General features: G+C 55.9%; 13 protein-coding genes. 7 read left to right on the top strand and 6 right to left on the bottom strand.

The features are described from left to right. Nucleotides 1–11 precede the first annotated feature (11 nt). Both H7F20_RS08865 and H7F20_RS08860 read left to right on the top strand, forming a co-directional pair. The gene (locus tag H7F20_RS08865) at nt 12–956 is read left to right on the top strand and encodes a DUF6263 family protein (protein WP_185785727.1); all 945 of its coding nucleotides are present in this window, start codon (nt 12–14) and stop codon (nt 954–956) included. Continuing rightward, nucleotides 946–1,461, top strand: coding sequence for a DUF2892 domain-containing protein (locus H7F20_RS08860; RefSeq protein ID WP_185785726.1), 516 nt, complete (start codon nt 946–948; stop codon nt 1,459–1,461). Before H7F20_RS08865 ends, H7F20_RS08860 begins: the two co-directional genes overlap by 11 nt. Nucleotides 1,462–1,465: 4 nt before the next feature. Here H7F20_RS08860 and cls read toward each other — a convergent pair whose 3' ends face one another. From cls to H7F20_RS08845, 3 genes are read right to left on the bottom strand one after another with little or no spacing between them, the layout of a single operon-like run. After that, complete coding sequence (gene cls, locus H7F20_RS08855; protein WP_185785725.1) at nt 1,466–2,929, bottom strand: cardiolipin synthase; 1,464 nt, start codon at nt 2,927–2,929, stop codon at nt 1,466–1,468. After that, nucleotides 2,929–3,888, bottom strand: coding sequence for a lytic transglycosylase domain-containing protein (locus H7F20_RS08850; protein ID WP_185785724.1), 960 nt, complete (start codon nt 3,886–3,888; stop codon nt 2,929–2,931). The genes cls and H7F20_RS08850 overlap by 1 nt, the downstream gene beginning before the upstream one ends. Nucleotides 3,889–3,921: 33 nt before the next feature. After that, nucleotides 3,922–4,569, bottom strand: coding sequence for an alpha/beta fold hydrolase (locus H7F20_RS08845; protein WP_185785877.1), 648 nt, complete (start codon nt 4,567–4,569; stop codon nt 3,922–3,924). 198 nt (nt 4,570–4,767) lie between these two features. Between H7F20_RS08845 and H7F20_RS08840 the strand changes: the two genes are divergently transcribed. After that, nucleotides 4,768–5,061 carry a GNAT family N-acetyltransferase gene (locus H7F20_RS08840; protein ID WP_185785723.1) on the top strand — a complete coding sequence of 98 codons (294 nt, stop codon included), beginning with the start codon at nt 4,768–4,770 and terminating at the stop codon, nt 5,059–5,061. Nucleotides 5,062–5,132: 71 nt separating this feature from the next. On the opposite strand, the gene mtaB is transcribed toward H7F20_RS08840, so the two are convergent. The 3 genes from mtaB to H7F20_RS08825 all read right to left on the bottom strand — a co-directional run bounded on the left by mtaB (nt 5,133) and on the right by H7F20_RS08825 (nt 8,126). Beyond that, nucleotides 5,133–6,461: a tRNA (N(6)-L-threonylcarbamoyladenosine(37)-C(2))-methylthiotransferase MtaB gene (gene mtaB / locus H7F20_RS08835; protein WP_185785722.1), complete on the bottom strand. Its 1,329-nt coding sequence runs from the start codon at nt 6,459–6,461 to the stop codon at nt 5,133–5,135. A 72-nt stretch (nt 6,462–6,533) separates the two neighbouring features. Next, nucleotides 6,534–7,709 carry a GlmU family protein gene (locus H7F20_RS08830; protein ID WP_185785721.1) on the bottom strand — a complete coding sequence of 392 codons (1,176 nt, stop codon included), beginning with the start codon at nt 7,707–7,709 and terminating at the stop codon, nt 6,534–6,536. A gap of 141 nt (nt 7,710–7,850) precedes the next feature. Continuing rightward, complete coding sequence (locus tag H7F20_RS08825; RefSeq protein ID WP_185785720.1) at nt 7,851–8,126, bottom strand: type B 50S ribosomal protein L31; 276 nt, start codon at nt 8,124–8,126, stop codon at nt 7,851–7,853. 166 nt (nt 8,127–8,292) lie between these two features. On the opposite strand from H7F20_RS08825, the gene H7F20_RS08820 reads away from it, so the two are divergent. The 4 genes from H7F20_RS08820 to H7F20_RS08805 all read left to right on the top strand — a co-directional run bounded on the left by H7F20_RS08820 (nt 8,293) and on the right by H7F20_RS08805 (nt 13,489). Beyond that, the gene (locus H7F20_RS08820; RefSeq protein ID WP_185785719.1) at nt 8,293–8,808 is read left to right on the top strand and encodes a DUF4199 domain-containing protein; all 516 of its coding nucleotides are present in this window, start codon (nt 8,293–8,295) and stop codon (nt 8,806–8,808) included. A 45-nt stretch (nt 8,809–8,853) separates the two neighbouring features. Then, nucleotides 8,854–9,843: a glycosyltransferase family 2 protein gene (locus H7F20_RS08815; RefSeq protein WP_185785876.1), complete on the top strand. Its 990-nt coding sequence runs from the start codon at nt 8,854–8,856 to the stop codon at nt 9,841–9,843. A gap of 107 nt (nt 9,844–9,950) precedes the next feature. Continuing rightward, complete coding sequence (locus H7F20_RS08810; RefSeq protein WP_185785718.1) at nt 9,951–11,669, top strand: phospho-sugar mutase; 1,719 nt, start codon at nt 9,951–9,953, stop codon at nt 11,667–11,669. Further along, the gene (locus tag H7F20_RS08805) at nt 11,666–13,489 is read left to right on the top strand and encodes an ABC transporter ATP-binding protein (protein ID WP_185785717.1); all 1,824 of its coding nucleotides are present in this window, start codon (nt 11,666–11,668) and stop codon (nt 13,487–13,489) included. The genes H7F20_RS08810 and H7F20_RS08805 overlap by 4 nt, the downstream gene beginning before the upstream one ends. Nucleotides 13,490–13,510: the final 21 nt, after the last annotated feature.

The following is a 13,510-nucleotide window of genomic DNA, read 5'->3' as shown; positions in this document are numbered from 1 at the left end:
TTTTTTTCGAATTGTTTTTACTACTTTTGCAGCAGATTTTCCAGTACCTGACAGACATGCTCAAACCCCTTGTTTTCACGCTTTCGGCCATGCTCTTTTGCGGCGGCATCCAGGCCCAGCAGTCCCTGGGCTATACGCTTCGGGAAGGGGATGTCTTTACGGTGGAACAACGGGGCGAACAAATCGTTTCCCAGCAGCTCGGGGAAGGGTTCCATCAGTTGACCAACCGAATAGCGGCCGTGCTGGAATTCCGGGTCCGGGAATCCCGGGATACCTCTTACCTGCTCGAATTCCGGTTCCGGGACCTGTTCTTCAAAATTGAGAGCGACATGCAGGGGGTCCTGCTGAATATCCGGGCTAGGGAACTCGACACCTCCGACCTGCAGTCCCGTGTATTCAACAGCCTGATTGATGTCCCGGTTTCCATGGAGATCTCCAGGCGGGGAGAAATCCTCCGGGTCGTGGGAGGCGACAGCCTTGTGAGCCGGATGATGGCCAGTACGCACCTGGCGCCCGGAACGCAGCGTTCCGCCATGCAGCATACCCTGGATGCAGAATACAGCTCCAAGGCCCTGGCCGCCAGTTTTGAACAGATGACCTTCTTTTATCCGGCCCGCAGGGTGCGCACCGGGGACCATTGGCAAAACCGTCTGGACGGTGGCGTTGAGGCCCTGAATACCTGGACCCTGGACACCTACAGTGACGGCAGCGCAGGAATCAGCGGGGAGGCGGACATCCGCATGCGGGACGGCGGCCGCTTTGACGGGGCAGGCCTTTCCGGCAGGCAGACCATTCAGGTACAGACCGAGGCTGGCAGCGGGTTCATCCGAAAAATGGTGGTCTCAGGCGAGGCCTCTGGAAACGGGCCGGCGGCCGTTGCCGGGGGTGACCCCGTCCCGACCCGGATCCGGACAAAAAGCAGCTATACACTAATAGACCATAAACATGTTCAATAAAAACATCAAGCTCGTCCTGGCCGTACTGATCATCGGCTTTGCGGGCTACCAGTTTGTAGAAGGAGAGATTGGCAACGGGATCGCCCTGATCCTTCTTTCCCTGATCTTCGTATTCCTGTACTTCAGGAACGAACTCATCCTACTAGCCTTCCTGCGCATGCGCAAGCAGGACCTGGAAGGGACGGAGAAATGGCTGGGGAAAATACGCAACCCCAAGGCCGCCCTCACCACCAAACAACAGGGGTACTACGAATACCTCCACGGCATTATCTATTCCCAGAAAAACCTGACCCAGGCCGAGAAGCATTTCCGGAAAGCTCTGAAGCTTGGGCTTAACATGGATTATGACGTGGCGATGGCCAAACTGAGCCTGGCGGGGATTGCCATGCAGAAAAGGCGGAAGCGGGAGGCCACCACGCTGCTCGGTGAAGCCAAAAAACTCGACAAGAACAACATGCTCACGGACCAGATCCGGATGATGCAACAGCAGCTTAAAAAGATCTGATCCCCTAGAGCAAGGGAGCCCAGAGCCTGTTTAGGGATTCCTGGAACTTGCGGGAAAAACCGCGCTCTTCCCAGCGCTCCAGCTCCACCTCTTCCGTTTCCTTTAAATCTTCCATAAAAACCGCTTTCATCTCGGTGGCCTTGGCGGGGCTGTACAGCAGCGCATTGACTTCAAAATTGATGGAGAAGCTGCGGTAGTCCAGGTTGGCTGTCCCGATACTGGAGAAAAGGTCGTCCAGCACCAGGGTCTTGGCGTGAACAAAGCCCTTCCGGTACCGAAAGATGCGCACGCCGGAACGCAACATGGTCTCGATATAAGAATCCGTGGCATACTGGGCCGCCCAGGAATCCGACTGGTAAGGGATAATGACCCGCACGTCCACCCCGGAGCGTGCAGCTGTGGTAAGTGCGGTCAGGATGGACCCGTTAGGTATCATGTAGGGTGTGGTGATATACACGTAGTCCATGGCGTTGTTGATGGCGGTAAAGAGGGCCTCCATGATGTTCGCATAGTCCGAATCCGGCCCGCTGGCTGCAATCTGCACGGCCACCGGTTCCTGGGTCTCGGGTTTGGCTTCCGGAAAGAGGTCGAGGTCAATGGAGGTAATATCCTCGGATACAAAATCCCAGGAGAGCAGGAAACTCGCCTGCAAAGAGCCTGTGGCCGGGCCTTCGATCCGCAGGTGGGTATCCCTCCAGTACCGGTCATTTGACAGGGAATTGTCGTACTTCCGGCGGATGTTGATACCGCCCACATACCCGGTATGCCCGTCGATGACAATGATTTTCCGGTGGTCCCTGTAATTGAATTTCCCGCTGAAACGCGTAAACAGCACCGGCATGAACGGAAAATGCCGCACCCCGCTTTCGCTCATCCGCTTCTTGGTGCTCGCCGACAGCTTGCTGCCCACATCGTCGTAGATGACCCGGACGATGACCCCTTCCCGTGCCTTGCGGCAAAGCACATCGATGACCGGAAGGCCGGCCGCGTCGTCGTAAAGCACAAAGTATTCCAGATGGATATGGTGGGTGGCCTTTTCGAGGTCCGCAAGCAGCCGCGGGAACTTGGCCTCCCCGTTGATCAGGATTTCCACGTTGTTCTCAAAGGTGAGAACGGAACGCTGGTTGTACTGCAGCAACTGGTAGACGCGGAAAATGCCCGGCCCGAAGCGCTTTTCCAGGTCCTCCCCCTGGGCTTCGGTGAGGCCGAACCGGCTGCGCCATTTCTGCAACTTGGTATTGTCGGTGAGGTAGCGTTTCTGGAAGATCTTGTTCTTGCGGTGATCAATGCCAAAGAAGTAATACACCAGCAGGCCCACAAAGGGCAGGGTAGCCAGTGCAAAAATATAGGTTAGCGTCTTTACCGGATTGTCGTTCTTCAGCAATATGATGAACGCAATGACAATGGCCAGCAGGTAATTGACCAGCAGGAGGAATGTCCAGAGATTGTCCTGCAGGTACTGAGACATCAGGGACCCGTCTTGTAGTATCCTTTATGCGGGATGGCGATCTGGTACATCTTGCCGGAGGCATTGTTCAGGTGCGGCTCGCGCAGCCACGGGTTGTGGCGTTTGAGGATTTTATAGTTGATCTCGTACTGGCGCGCAAAATCCGCGAAGTCTGCAACAGGCGTATCCACTTCCACGGAGAAGGTGGGCACGTCGCTGTAGAGGTCCCCTTTCTCGATGATAAACCCGTACTTATCCGGGTGGGAAAGGATTTCCTTGATGGCCAGGATCCGGAACACGTAGCGGCCCGTTTCGGCACCGAGGAGCAGGTCGTAATAGTTTTCCACCTTCTGGATGCCCATGTACCTGTCGATGGAACCTGTCCCCGTATTGTAGACGGCTGCGGCCATGGTCCAGCTGCCGTATTTTTCCTTGTAGCGCTTGAGGTAGCGGCAGGCTACTTCAGTCGCCTTTTCCAGATGGTACCGTTCGTCCACGTTGTCGTTGATTTCCAGGCCGTACTCCCGTCCGGTCGCCTTCATGATCTGCCAGAAACCGGTTGCGCCTGCCGGGGAAACCACATTCTCCAGCCCGCTTTCCGCAACGGCCAGGTATTTGAAATCGTCCGGGACGCCGTTTTTAGCGAGGATGGGCTCGATCACGGGGAAGTATTTATGCGCCCGTTTCATCAGCAGCAGGGCATTGGATTGCCAGTAGGTGTTGACCAGAAATTCCCGGTCTACGCGTTCCATGATTTCCGGGTCTTCCTGGGGTACGGGCTCACCGGAAAAGTTGAGGTCTTCCGGGATATCGATGGCAGATATCCGGTAGGCCGGGGAAACATTCTTCTCCGGGTCCTGAATTGGGGTCTCCGCAAGGGGCTGTTCCTCCGGTTCCATTGTTTGCTGTACCGCAAAAACCAGGGTGCTGAGAACACTCAGCAAACCGATCAGCATCAGGCCGTTTTTCAGAAGTCGCATAGGAAAAAGATTAAGGTTTGTTGCCCAAAGGTATTAAATAGAACTCCCATCCTGCAAAATAATTGCAGGCAAGTGCTCATTAAACCAGCGATGCCGGTGCAGGATCATCGTATGGGTACCCTCCGGTATGGCAATGCAATCCCCTATGTAGCTGAATGGGAATACGGCGTCCTTCTCCCCGTGGATATGCACCAGGCCCGGAACTGGCTCTTCGCGGTCCCAGTTTACGATCTTGTCAATGGACCAGTCGAGGTAACCGGCGTCCCGGATGCCCAGGTAGCGCTCATAGAGTTTCAGCCGTTTCCCGATGGCCTCCCCGAAGGCAACCCGGGACAGCACCTCCACATTGTTTACGAGCGAGGTGGGCAGGAGCTTGTGCAGTTTGGTGTACCGGGCTACCAGCAGCCGGCGTGGCATCTCATTCCTGCTTTTGATGCTGGAGATAATGATCACTTTCCGGACGGAAAGGAATCGGGTCATCTCCTGGACGAGCATCCCGCCGAATGAAACCCCGATCAGCACCGGGTTCGCCTCTCCCACCTGTTCGCTCATTTTCCGGGCATAGTCCAAGAGGCTCATCCCGGCTTCGGGGAGGAACCATTCCAGATAGTGAATCCTGAATCGAGCCTCCGACAGGCTGATATGCTCAAAGATATCGGGGCTGGCGGCCAGACCAGGCATCAGGTATACGGGGATCGGGGAATTCTGAGCTTTGGTCAAAACCGGTTTATTCTTAGGTTTTTAGCATAATTTTGCCTAAATTTGATCGCTATCGGGGTTAATTTTTGCATAATCGAAAAACCAGGCCCCTTCAAAGCCAAATTACGACTTTCCATAGTTCGTAATTTTTTTATCTGAAACCAAAATAAATCACAACATATGAGCGAGCTGGCGATTAAGGACAATAGCTTTCTGCGTCAATTTGAAACGCGGGAAAACGGGCATCTGGCCAAGATTGAGTACTCTTCTCAGGAACGCAAGGTGTTCCTGACCAAACTGGTGATTCCGGAAGATATTACCCGGGAGGGTTTCAAGGAGGATTTCATCAAGGCGGTATTGAACCACATCCAGGATCAGAATCTCAGGGTAGTCCCAACCAGTCCCCAGATAGCAGGCTTTCTCAGGAAGAACAGGCAATATAAGGAGATGCTGCCCGTTGGCATCCGTATCTGACAGTTTCCGGCCTGGCAAACATCCCTGTTTGCCGTGCCCCTCGATATGATCCCGGTCACACCCGGGATTTTTTATGCCTGTATTTCTTCGGAAACAGGTTCGATCCGCACCAGGCCATCCGGGTCAATCGCCGTCAGGCGGATGCGTTGCAGGGTACCCGCCAGGGATGGATCCCAGGGGGCCTTCACTTTCACGTAGTTTTCGGTAAAGCCGTGGATGTAGCCCCGTTTGTTCTCACTTTCGAACAAAACTGTCCGCACCGTACCCAACTGCCCCCTGTAAAAGGCCCGCCGCTTCTTGGCAGAAAGGCTCCGGAGCATCTTGCTGCGCCTGCGGCGCTCGGCAACGGGAACTGCACCCTCCATGGCCGCGGCCGCGGTATCGTCCCGCTCGGAATAGGTAAACACATGCAGGTAGGAGATATCCAGTTCATGGAGGAACCGGTAGGTCTCCATAAAGTGGGCTTCGGTTTCCCCGGGAAAGCCAACGATTACGTCCGCCCCGATACAGGCGTGGGGCATTACCTCCCGGATCCGCCCGACCCGGTCCGCGTACAGTTCACGGAGGTAGCGGCGGCGCATCTGCTTGAGGATGTCATTGCTGCCACTCTGCAGCGGGATATGGAAATGGGGTACAAAATGCCGGCTCCCTGAGACAAAGTCAATGGTCTCGTTCCGCAACAGGTTTGGCTCGATCGATGAGATCCGAACCCGCTCAATACCGGGGACCTCATCCAGGGCCCGGACCAGGTCGAGGAAAGTGTGCTTGTGTCGCTTGTCCCCGAATTCTCCTTTGCCGTAATCGCCGATGTTTACACCAGTCAGTACGATTTCCCGAATCCCCTTTTCCGAAATTTCCCTGGCGTTCGCCAGTACGTTCTCCAGGGTATCGCTGCGGGAGATGCCGCGGGCCAGCGGGATGGTGCAATAGGTACATTTGTAGTCGCAACCGTCCTGAACCTTCAAAAATGCCCGGGTCCGGTCGCCGATTGCATAGCTGCCCACATAGAAATCGGCCTCCCCGATTTCGCAGGAATGCACCTCCCCCATATCGTTCTTGGAGAGGTCGTCCAGGTAACGGGAAAGCTCAAATTTCTCGGAAGCCCCCAGGACCAGGTCAACTCCGGGGATGGAAGCGATTTCTTCCGGCTTGAGCTGGGCGTAGCACCCCACCACCGCGATAAATGCCTCCGGGTTGGTCCTCAGGGCCTGCCGAACGATCCCCCGACAGCGTTTATCCGCATTGTCGGTGACCGAACAGGTGTTGATCACGTACAGGTCCGCGGGCTCCTCAAAGGCTGTCTTGACGAACCCCTGCCGTGACAGGTCGCGGGCGATCGTCGAGGTCTCGGCAAAATTCAACTTGCATCCCAGGGTGTAATAGGCAACGGTACGATCCATAGTCGGGCTTCCGGATTCAGGTGGGCAAAGATACGGATTTGCGCCCTTTGGGCAAGCGGGCAGCAGGCCGGCTTACTGTTTTCGCCATCTGGCGCTTTCCTCAAAGACGTGTTGCAGGATGCGTGCATCCTCCTCCGTGAAGTCAACTCCCCGCCTGGCCATCATGACCTGTGCAGCCTCAAAGGCCTTTCCCGGCTGGTAGGTGGAAAATCCGGAAGCACCCCCCCAGCTGAAGCTCGGGACAAAATTCCTCGGGAAACCGGGCACGTAGATATTGCAGTTGACCCCGATGACCGTCCCCGTATTGAACATGGTATTGATGGCCGTTTTGCTGTGATCACCCATCATCAGGCCGCAGAATTGGAGGCCGGTAGGGTCGAAACGCTCGGACTCGTAGTTCCAGAGCCGCACTTTGGCGTAGTTGTTCTTCAGGTTGGAATTGTTGGAATCCGCCCCGATGTTGCACCACTCCCCAAGGACGGAATTCCCGAGGTATCCGTCGTGTCCCTTGCTGGAATAGCCGAAAATCACGGAATTGTTGATTTCCCCGCAGACCTTCCCATACGGCCCCACCGTTGTGGGTCCATAAATCTTGGCCCCCATTTTGACCACCGCGTGCTCACAAAGGGCCAGACCTCCCCTGACCAGGTTGCCCTCCATGATCAGCGCATTCCGCCCTACGTAGATCGGTCCCTCGCTTGCATTGAGGATGCTGTGCTCCACCTCTGCCCCGGCTTCCAGGAAAATCCGCCCGGGGTTTACCAGCCGGTTGGTCTCCGATATGGGGGCAGAGGTCCGCCCCCGGGTCACCAGCTCGAAATCGGCCTCCAGGGCGCGGCCGTTCATGGAAAAGATATCCCAGGTATTGCGCAGCTGCCAGACCTCGCCCGGGTATTCGTGGTTCCGGAACCCGGACCGGTCGGCCTCCACATCCGGATCCGCACTGCGGAAGCCCAGGATCAGGTCCCCCTTCCAGAGGGCTTCACCGGATTTGAGTTGTTTCAGGGCAGCCACCAGCGGGGCCTCGGGGAAAACAGAAGCGTGGATCAGCAGGTTGTCGCCCCCTGCTTCCATGGGGAACTTACCGGAAAGGTATTCCTCCGTCCTGAAACTTACCGGGGCGTCCAGGTGCTTTTCCCATTTTTCGCGCAGGGTCAGGATCCCTATCCGGATGTCGCCCACCGGGCGGGTATAGGTGAAAGGCAGGAGGGCCGTCCTGCGGTCCCCGTCAAAAAGGATGTACTGCATGGAGCCGTTTTACCGCAAAGCTACAAAAAGCGGTTCACGGACAAATTCCGGTTGGACCCCGATTGTTGGCGGATGATCGAAAAGGGCATAAAAAAACGGCCCCTTGAAGGGCCGTTAATATGTTGACAGAAAAGTACCGGGTTATTTTTCTTCCTTCTGCTCTTCCTTCTTGTCGAACTTCTTGTATTTGTTCTTGAACTTGTCGATCCGGCCGGCGGTATCGATCAGTTTGGATTTGCCCGTGTAGAATGGGTGGGACGTACGGGAGATCTCCAGCTTGACCAGCGGGTACTCCACCCCATCAACCTCGAGGGTTTCCCGGGTTTCCGCGGTAGATTTGGTGATGAATACGTCATCATTCGACATATCTTTGAATGCCACCAACCGGTAATTGTCAGGATGAATATCTTTTCTCATCGTACGCTTGTTTTGAATCCTCAATTTTTCAGGCTGCAAATGTAAACAAATTTAATGATAAACCTCCAAGTGTCGCAAAGATTTTTCTCCAGAGAATCACTATCTTTCCTGTAACATTTGAGCCGCAAACGCAACTAACAACCAACAAAAAACTAAAATTCGACAAATGGAACAGAACCAACCAAAAACCGGCAAATATTCCCTGAATTACGGACTCATACTGGGCGTGATCGGAGTGGCATTTGCCCTGATGCTCTTCCTGGTGGATGCCCACACCACCCAAAGCCCCGTGATTCAGGTCGTCAATATCGTGATTTCCGTCGCGGTCATATTCTGGGGCATCCTCAGTTTCAAAAAGGCCAACGGGGGGCTGCTGAGTATCGGCGAGGCCCTGAAGCTGGGCGCCGGGATTGCCGTTATTGCCGCCCTGATCCAGGTACTATATACCATCCTGATGGCCAACGTCCTGGATCCGGATTTTGCCACCAAGATCATGGAGGCGCGGATGGCGGATGCCAGCTCCACCCAGAACATGACGCCGGAGCAAATCGAGCAGAGTATTGAGATGGGCAAGAAATTCTTCTGGTTCGGCTACCCGGTCATGCTGATCGTCTCCGTGGTTTTCGGACTGATTATCGGCCTGGTAGGCGGACTCATCTTCAAAAAATCGGAAGAAGCCTGATTTAGGCCTAAAATTGTACATTTGGGCAGAACCGGAATTCCAACCATGCACCTGTCCATTGTCATCCCCTTGCTGAACGAGGCGGAATCGCTAAGCGAACTCCACGATTGGATTGTATCTGTGATGCAGTCCAATCGTTTTTTGTACGATATCCTCTTCATAGACGACGGGAGCACGGACGGCAGCTGGGAGGTCATCGAAGGGCTGGCGGCAGCCAACCCCAACGTGCGGGGCATCCGCTTCCTGAAGAATTACGGAAAATCACAGGCGCTCCATGCCGGGTTCCGCCAGGCACAGGGGGACATCGTCATCACCATGGACGCTGACCTGCAGGACAACCCGGAGGAGATCCCCGCGATGGTCCGTCAGATCCGGGAAGAGGGCTATCACCTGGTCTCGGGCTGGAAAAAAAAGCGGTACGATTCCCTGCTGATGAAAAACCTGCCGTCCAAACTGTTCAACTGGGCGGCGCGGAAGACTTCCGGGGTGCGGCTGCACGATTTCAACTGCGGGCTCAAGGCCTTTCGCAGCGAGGTGATCAAGGAAATTGAGGTTTCGGGGGAAATGCACCGGTATATCCCAGTGCTCGCCAAGAATGCTGGTTTTACCCGGATCGGGGAACAGGTCGTGCAACACCAGGCGCGGAAATTCGGGAAGACCAAATTCGGGGCCGAACGATTTATCAACGGCTTCCTGGACCTGATCACCATCTGGTTCGTTTCCAAGTTCGGCAAACGGCCCATGCACCTTTTCGGGGCACTGGGGGTACTCATGTTCCTGATTGGTTTTGGCTTTGCGCTCTACCTGGGTATCGATAAGCTGTTCCTGAACCCGGCGGGCCGCCTGCTTACCGACAGGCCGCAATTCTTCCTGGCCCTGGCTGCCATGATTATGGGGACGCAGTTTTTCCTCTCCGGCTTTGTGGGCGAGATGATCCTGAGGACCAAACGCGGGGGGGAGCGCTATTCCATCTATGAAACGGTCAACCTGGGTGAAACCGCTCAGCAGGTTCCGGCCCCCCGGGCAAACCCCTGACCGGCACCCTGGCCGGCGCCGGATCAGTTGCCTGTACAGCCACGGCTTTTGCCAGCCGGTTCCCCCTGTTTTGTAATTCTAATGTACCTTTGTTTAAAATTGAGAATATGGATTCGGAAACCATCCTGGAAACCGCGAAAAGCTGGCTGACCGACTTCTTTGACCCGGCCGTTAAAAAGGAAATTCAGGACCTTATTGAAAACGATCCCGAGGAGCTGAAAGACCGGTTTTACAAAAACCTGGAATTCGGCACCGGCGGGATGCGCGGGATCATGGGCACCGGCACGAACCGCATCAACAAATACACCCTGGGCAAAAGCACCCAGGGGCTGAGTAACTACCTGAAAAGCATCTATGAAGGCGAGAAGATCCAGGTGGTTATTGCCTACGATTGCCGCAACAACAGCAAGTCCCTGGCGCGGCTGGTGGCCGAGGTATTCTCCGCCAACGGCATCCAGGTTTTCCTGTTTTCGGAACTCCGGACCACCCCGGAACTCTCCTTTGCCGTCCGCAGGCTCAACTGCCATGCAGGGGTGGTGCTTACGGCTTCCCACAACCCCCCGGAATACAACGGTTACAAGGTGTACTGGACCGACGGCGGGCAGATTGTCCCACCCCAGGACGGGGAGATCATAGGGGCGATCAACCGCCTGGGGTACGAGGATATCCGTTTCAGCCCGAACGAAGAATTGATCCAGACCATCGATGCGGAGGTGGACGAGGCCTTTTTCGCAGCTTCCGTTTCCAATGGAAGTATCGGAGCCTCCGGTAAGGATGACTTTTCAATCGTGTTTACCTCCCTCCACGGCACCTCCATTACCGCCATCCCGCAGGTACTGGAACAGGCCGGCTACCGGAAGGTGACGATTATCGAGGAACAGGCCGAACCCGACGGGAACTTCCCGACGGTTGCCTCCCCCAACCCGGAAGAACCGGCCGCCCTGGAACTGGCCCTGAAAAAAGGGGAAGCCATCGGCGCCGATATGGTGGTGGGTACCGACCCGGATAGCGACCGCCTGGGTATTGCCGTCCGCAACAACGAGGGCCGTCTGGAACTGCTCAACGGGAACCAGACCATGGTGCTGATGACGCGCTTCCTGCTGGATGCCCGCAAGAAAAAGGGGTTTGCAGGTAATGAATTTGTGGCAACCACCATCGTTTCCACCCCCATGATGCCGGCCATGGCCGCTGCCTATGGCGTGGAATGCAAGACCTCCCTGACCGGCTTCAAATGGATCGCCAAAATGATCGAGGATTACCCCGATCAGGAATTCCTGGGTGGCGGCGAGGAGAGTTACGGTTATATGGTAGGGGACTTTGTGCGCGACAAGGACGCGGTCACCTCCACCCTGCTCGCCTGCGAGATCGCAGCCCAGGCCAAGGCGGACGGCAGCAGCTTTTACCGGGAACTGCTGAAGTGCTATGCCGATTTTGGCTGCTACCGGGAACGCCTGGTATCCCTGGTCAAAAAGGGAATGGACGGGGCCCGGGAAATCCGGCAGATGATGAAGGATTTCAAAGAAAATCCCCTGAAGGAGCTCGACGGCTCCCGGGTGGTGCAAATCGATGACTACAACGACCTCACGTCCCTAGAGGTCGCCAGCGGGAAGCGCAGCCCGATCGACCTGCCAAGCTCCAACGTGCTGATCTACAACACCGCAGACGGCACGCGGGTGGCAGCGCGCCCGAGCGGTACGGAGCCCAAGATCAAATTCTATGTCAGCGTCAATGCCCCCATGGAGCAGGTGGCCGACTATCCTGAAGTGCACCGGGAACTGGAGGCAAAGATCGACCGCATCCTCGCCGAACTGAACCTGGAAGGATGAAGTATTTCCGGAAAATCCTCCGTTTTGCCGCCCCATACAGGCGCTACGGGATCCTGAACATTTTCTTCAATATCCTCTATGCGCTATTCAGCGCCCTGTCATTCGTGGCATTGATCCCCATGCTGGAAGTCCTCTTCCAGCAAACGGAGCCCATTGCCCAAAAGCCGGTTTACACAGGGATTGGCCAGCTGGAATCCTATGTGAAGGAATCGCTTTATTACGAGTTGGGTGCCGTGGCCGGGGAAGACAAAATGCAGGCGCTCGTCTGGGTGATCAGTCTGGTGCTGGTGTTGTTCCTCCTGAAGAATTTCTTCAACTACCTCGCCATGTACTACATCACCTTTTTGCGGAACGGGGTGCTGAAGGACCTGCGAAATGCCATCTACGACAAAATCGTCGGCCTGCCCGTTTCCTTTTATTCCGAGAAACGGAAAGGGGACGTGATTGCCCGAATCACCTCGGATGTACTGGAGATCCAGCACTCCTTCCTCTCCATCCTTGAACTGATCGTCCGGGAGCCCCTGACCATCCTGTTCACCATCCTGGCGATGTTCTTTATCAGCGTAAAGCTTACCCTCTTTGTATTTATCTTCATCCCCCTGGCCGGGATCATCATCTCCCGCATCGGCAAGTCGCTCAAACGGCATTCGGACCGCGTCCAGCGGGAACAGGGCGCCTTCCTGTCGATCGTCGAGGAGACCCTTGGGGGGCTGCGCGTCATCAAGGCGTTCAATGCCGAAAAGCGGTTTTCCAGGTCCTTCTCGGATTCCACCGGCCGGTTTTTCCGGTTTTCGAACAGCCTGCTCAACCGGCAGAACCTCGCCTCCCCCGTCGGGGAATTCCTCGGGATTCTCGTAATCGGCATCCTCCTTTGGTTCGGGGGGAAAATGGTCCTGGTGGAAGGATCCCTGAACGCCGCCTCGTTTATTGCGTACATGGGCCTGTCCTATAACATCCTGACCCCGGCAAAAGCTATCAGCAAGGCTTCCTACGGGGTGAAAAAGGGGAATGCCGCAGCCGAACGGGTGCTGGAGGTACTGGAAACCGAATCCACCCTCCCCGACCCTTCGGACGGGAAGGAACTCAGCGGTTTCCAGTCTTCCCTCAGGCTGGAAAATGTGTCCTTCCGCTATGAGGATGAACCCGTGTTGAAAGATTTCAGCCTGGAGCTGCCCAAGGGGCAGACCATTGCTCTGGTGGGCCAGTCCGGGAGCGGCAAGAGCACCATCGCCAACCTGGTTACCCGGTTCTACGATGTCAATGAGGGTCGGATTACCGTGGATGGCACAGATATCCGCCAGGTGACCAAGGCCTCCCTGAGGCACCTGATGGGTCTGGTCACCCAGGACTCCATCCTGTTCAACGACAGCGTTATGAACAATATCCTCCTGGGCCGGGAAGGCGCCTCCCCGGAGGAGGTGGAGGAAGCTGCCCGCATCGCGAATGCCCACGAGTTCATCATGCAGTTGCCCAGAGGCTATGACACCAATATCGGCGATGGGGGCAACAAGCTCAGCGGCGGGCAGAAGCAGCGCCTTTCCATTGCCCGGGCCGTCCTGAAGAACCCGCCCATCATGATCCTGGATGAGGCCACCTCCGCCCTGGATACGGAAAGTGAACGGTTGGTGCAGGATGCCCTCGAAAAGATGATGAAGGGCAGGACTTCCCTGGTGATCGCCCACCGTCTCAGTACCATCCAGAGCGCAGACCGGATCGTGGTGATGCAGCAGGGGCAAATCGTTGAACAGGGGACTCACCGGGAATTGCTGGACCGGGGCGGGGTCTACCAGCGCCTGGTGGAAATGCAGCAGCTGGCCTGATCCACCGGGATAGGGTTTAAA

Source organism: Robiginitalea sp. SC105 (assembly GCF_014243345.1).
Lineage (GTDB): Bacteria > Bacteroidota > Bacteroidia > Flavobacteriales > Flavobacteriaceae > Robiginitalea.
Note: the sequence above shows the minus strand (reverse complement) of the source record. Positions and strands in the feature narration are given on the sequence as shown.

Excerpts from the sequence above, each read along its gene's own strand:
- mtaB (WP_185785722.1), bottom strand. The coding sequence starts at position 6,461 with ATGGATCGTACCGTTGCCTATTACACCCTGGGATGCAAGTTGAATTTT.
- H7F20_RS08820 (WP_185785719.1), top strand. The coding sequence starts at position 8,293 with ATGGAACAGAACCAACCAAAAACCGGCAAATATTCCCTGAATTACGGA.
- H7F20_RS08860 (WP_185785726.1), top strand. The coding sequence starts at position 946 with ATGTTCAATAAAAACATCAAGCTCGTCCTGGCCGTACTGATCATCGGC.
- H7F20_RS08805 (WP_185785717.1), top strand. The coding sequence starts at position 11,666 with ATGAAGTATTTCCGGAAAATCCTCCGTTTTGCCGCCCCATACAGGCGC.
- cls (WP_185785725.1), bottom strand. The coding sequence starts at position 2,929 with ATGTCTCAGTACCTGCAGGACAATCTCTGGACATTCCTCCTGCTGGTC.
- H7F20_RS08810 (WP_185785718.1), top strand. The coding sequence starts at position 9,951 with ATGGATTCGGAAACCATCCTGGAAACCGCGAAAAGCTGGCTGACCGAC.
- H7F20_RS08850 (WP_185785724.1), bottom strand. The coding sequence starts at position 3,888 with ATGCGACTTCTGAAAAACGGCCTGATGCTGATCGGTTTGCTGAGTGTT.
- H7F20_RS08845 (WP_185785877.1), bottom strand. The coding sequence starts at position 4,569 with ATGCCTGGTCTGGCCGCCAGCCCCGATATCTTTGAGCATATCAGCCTG.
- H7F20_RS08825 (WP_185785720.1), bottom strand. The coding sequence starts at position 8,126 with ATGAGAAAAGATATTCATCCTGACAATTACCGGTTGGTGGCATTCAAA.
- H7F20_RS08830 (WP_185785721.1), bottom strand. The coding sequence starts at position 7,709 with ATGCAGTACATCCTTTTTGACGGGGACCGCAGGACGGCCCTCCTGCCT.
- H7F20_RS08815 (WP_185785876.1), top strand. The coding sequence starts at position 8,854 with ATGCACCTGTCCATTGTCATCCCCTTGCTGAACGAGGCGGAATCGCTA.
- H7F20_RS08840 (WP_185785723.1), top strand. The coding sequence starts at position 4,768 with ATGAGCGAGCTGGCGATTAAGGACAATAGCTTTCTGCGTCAATTTGAA.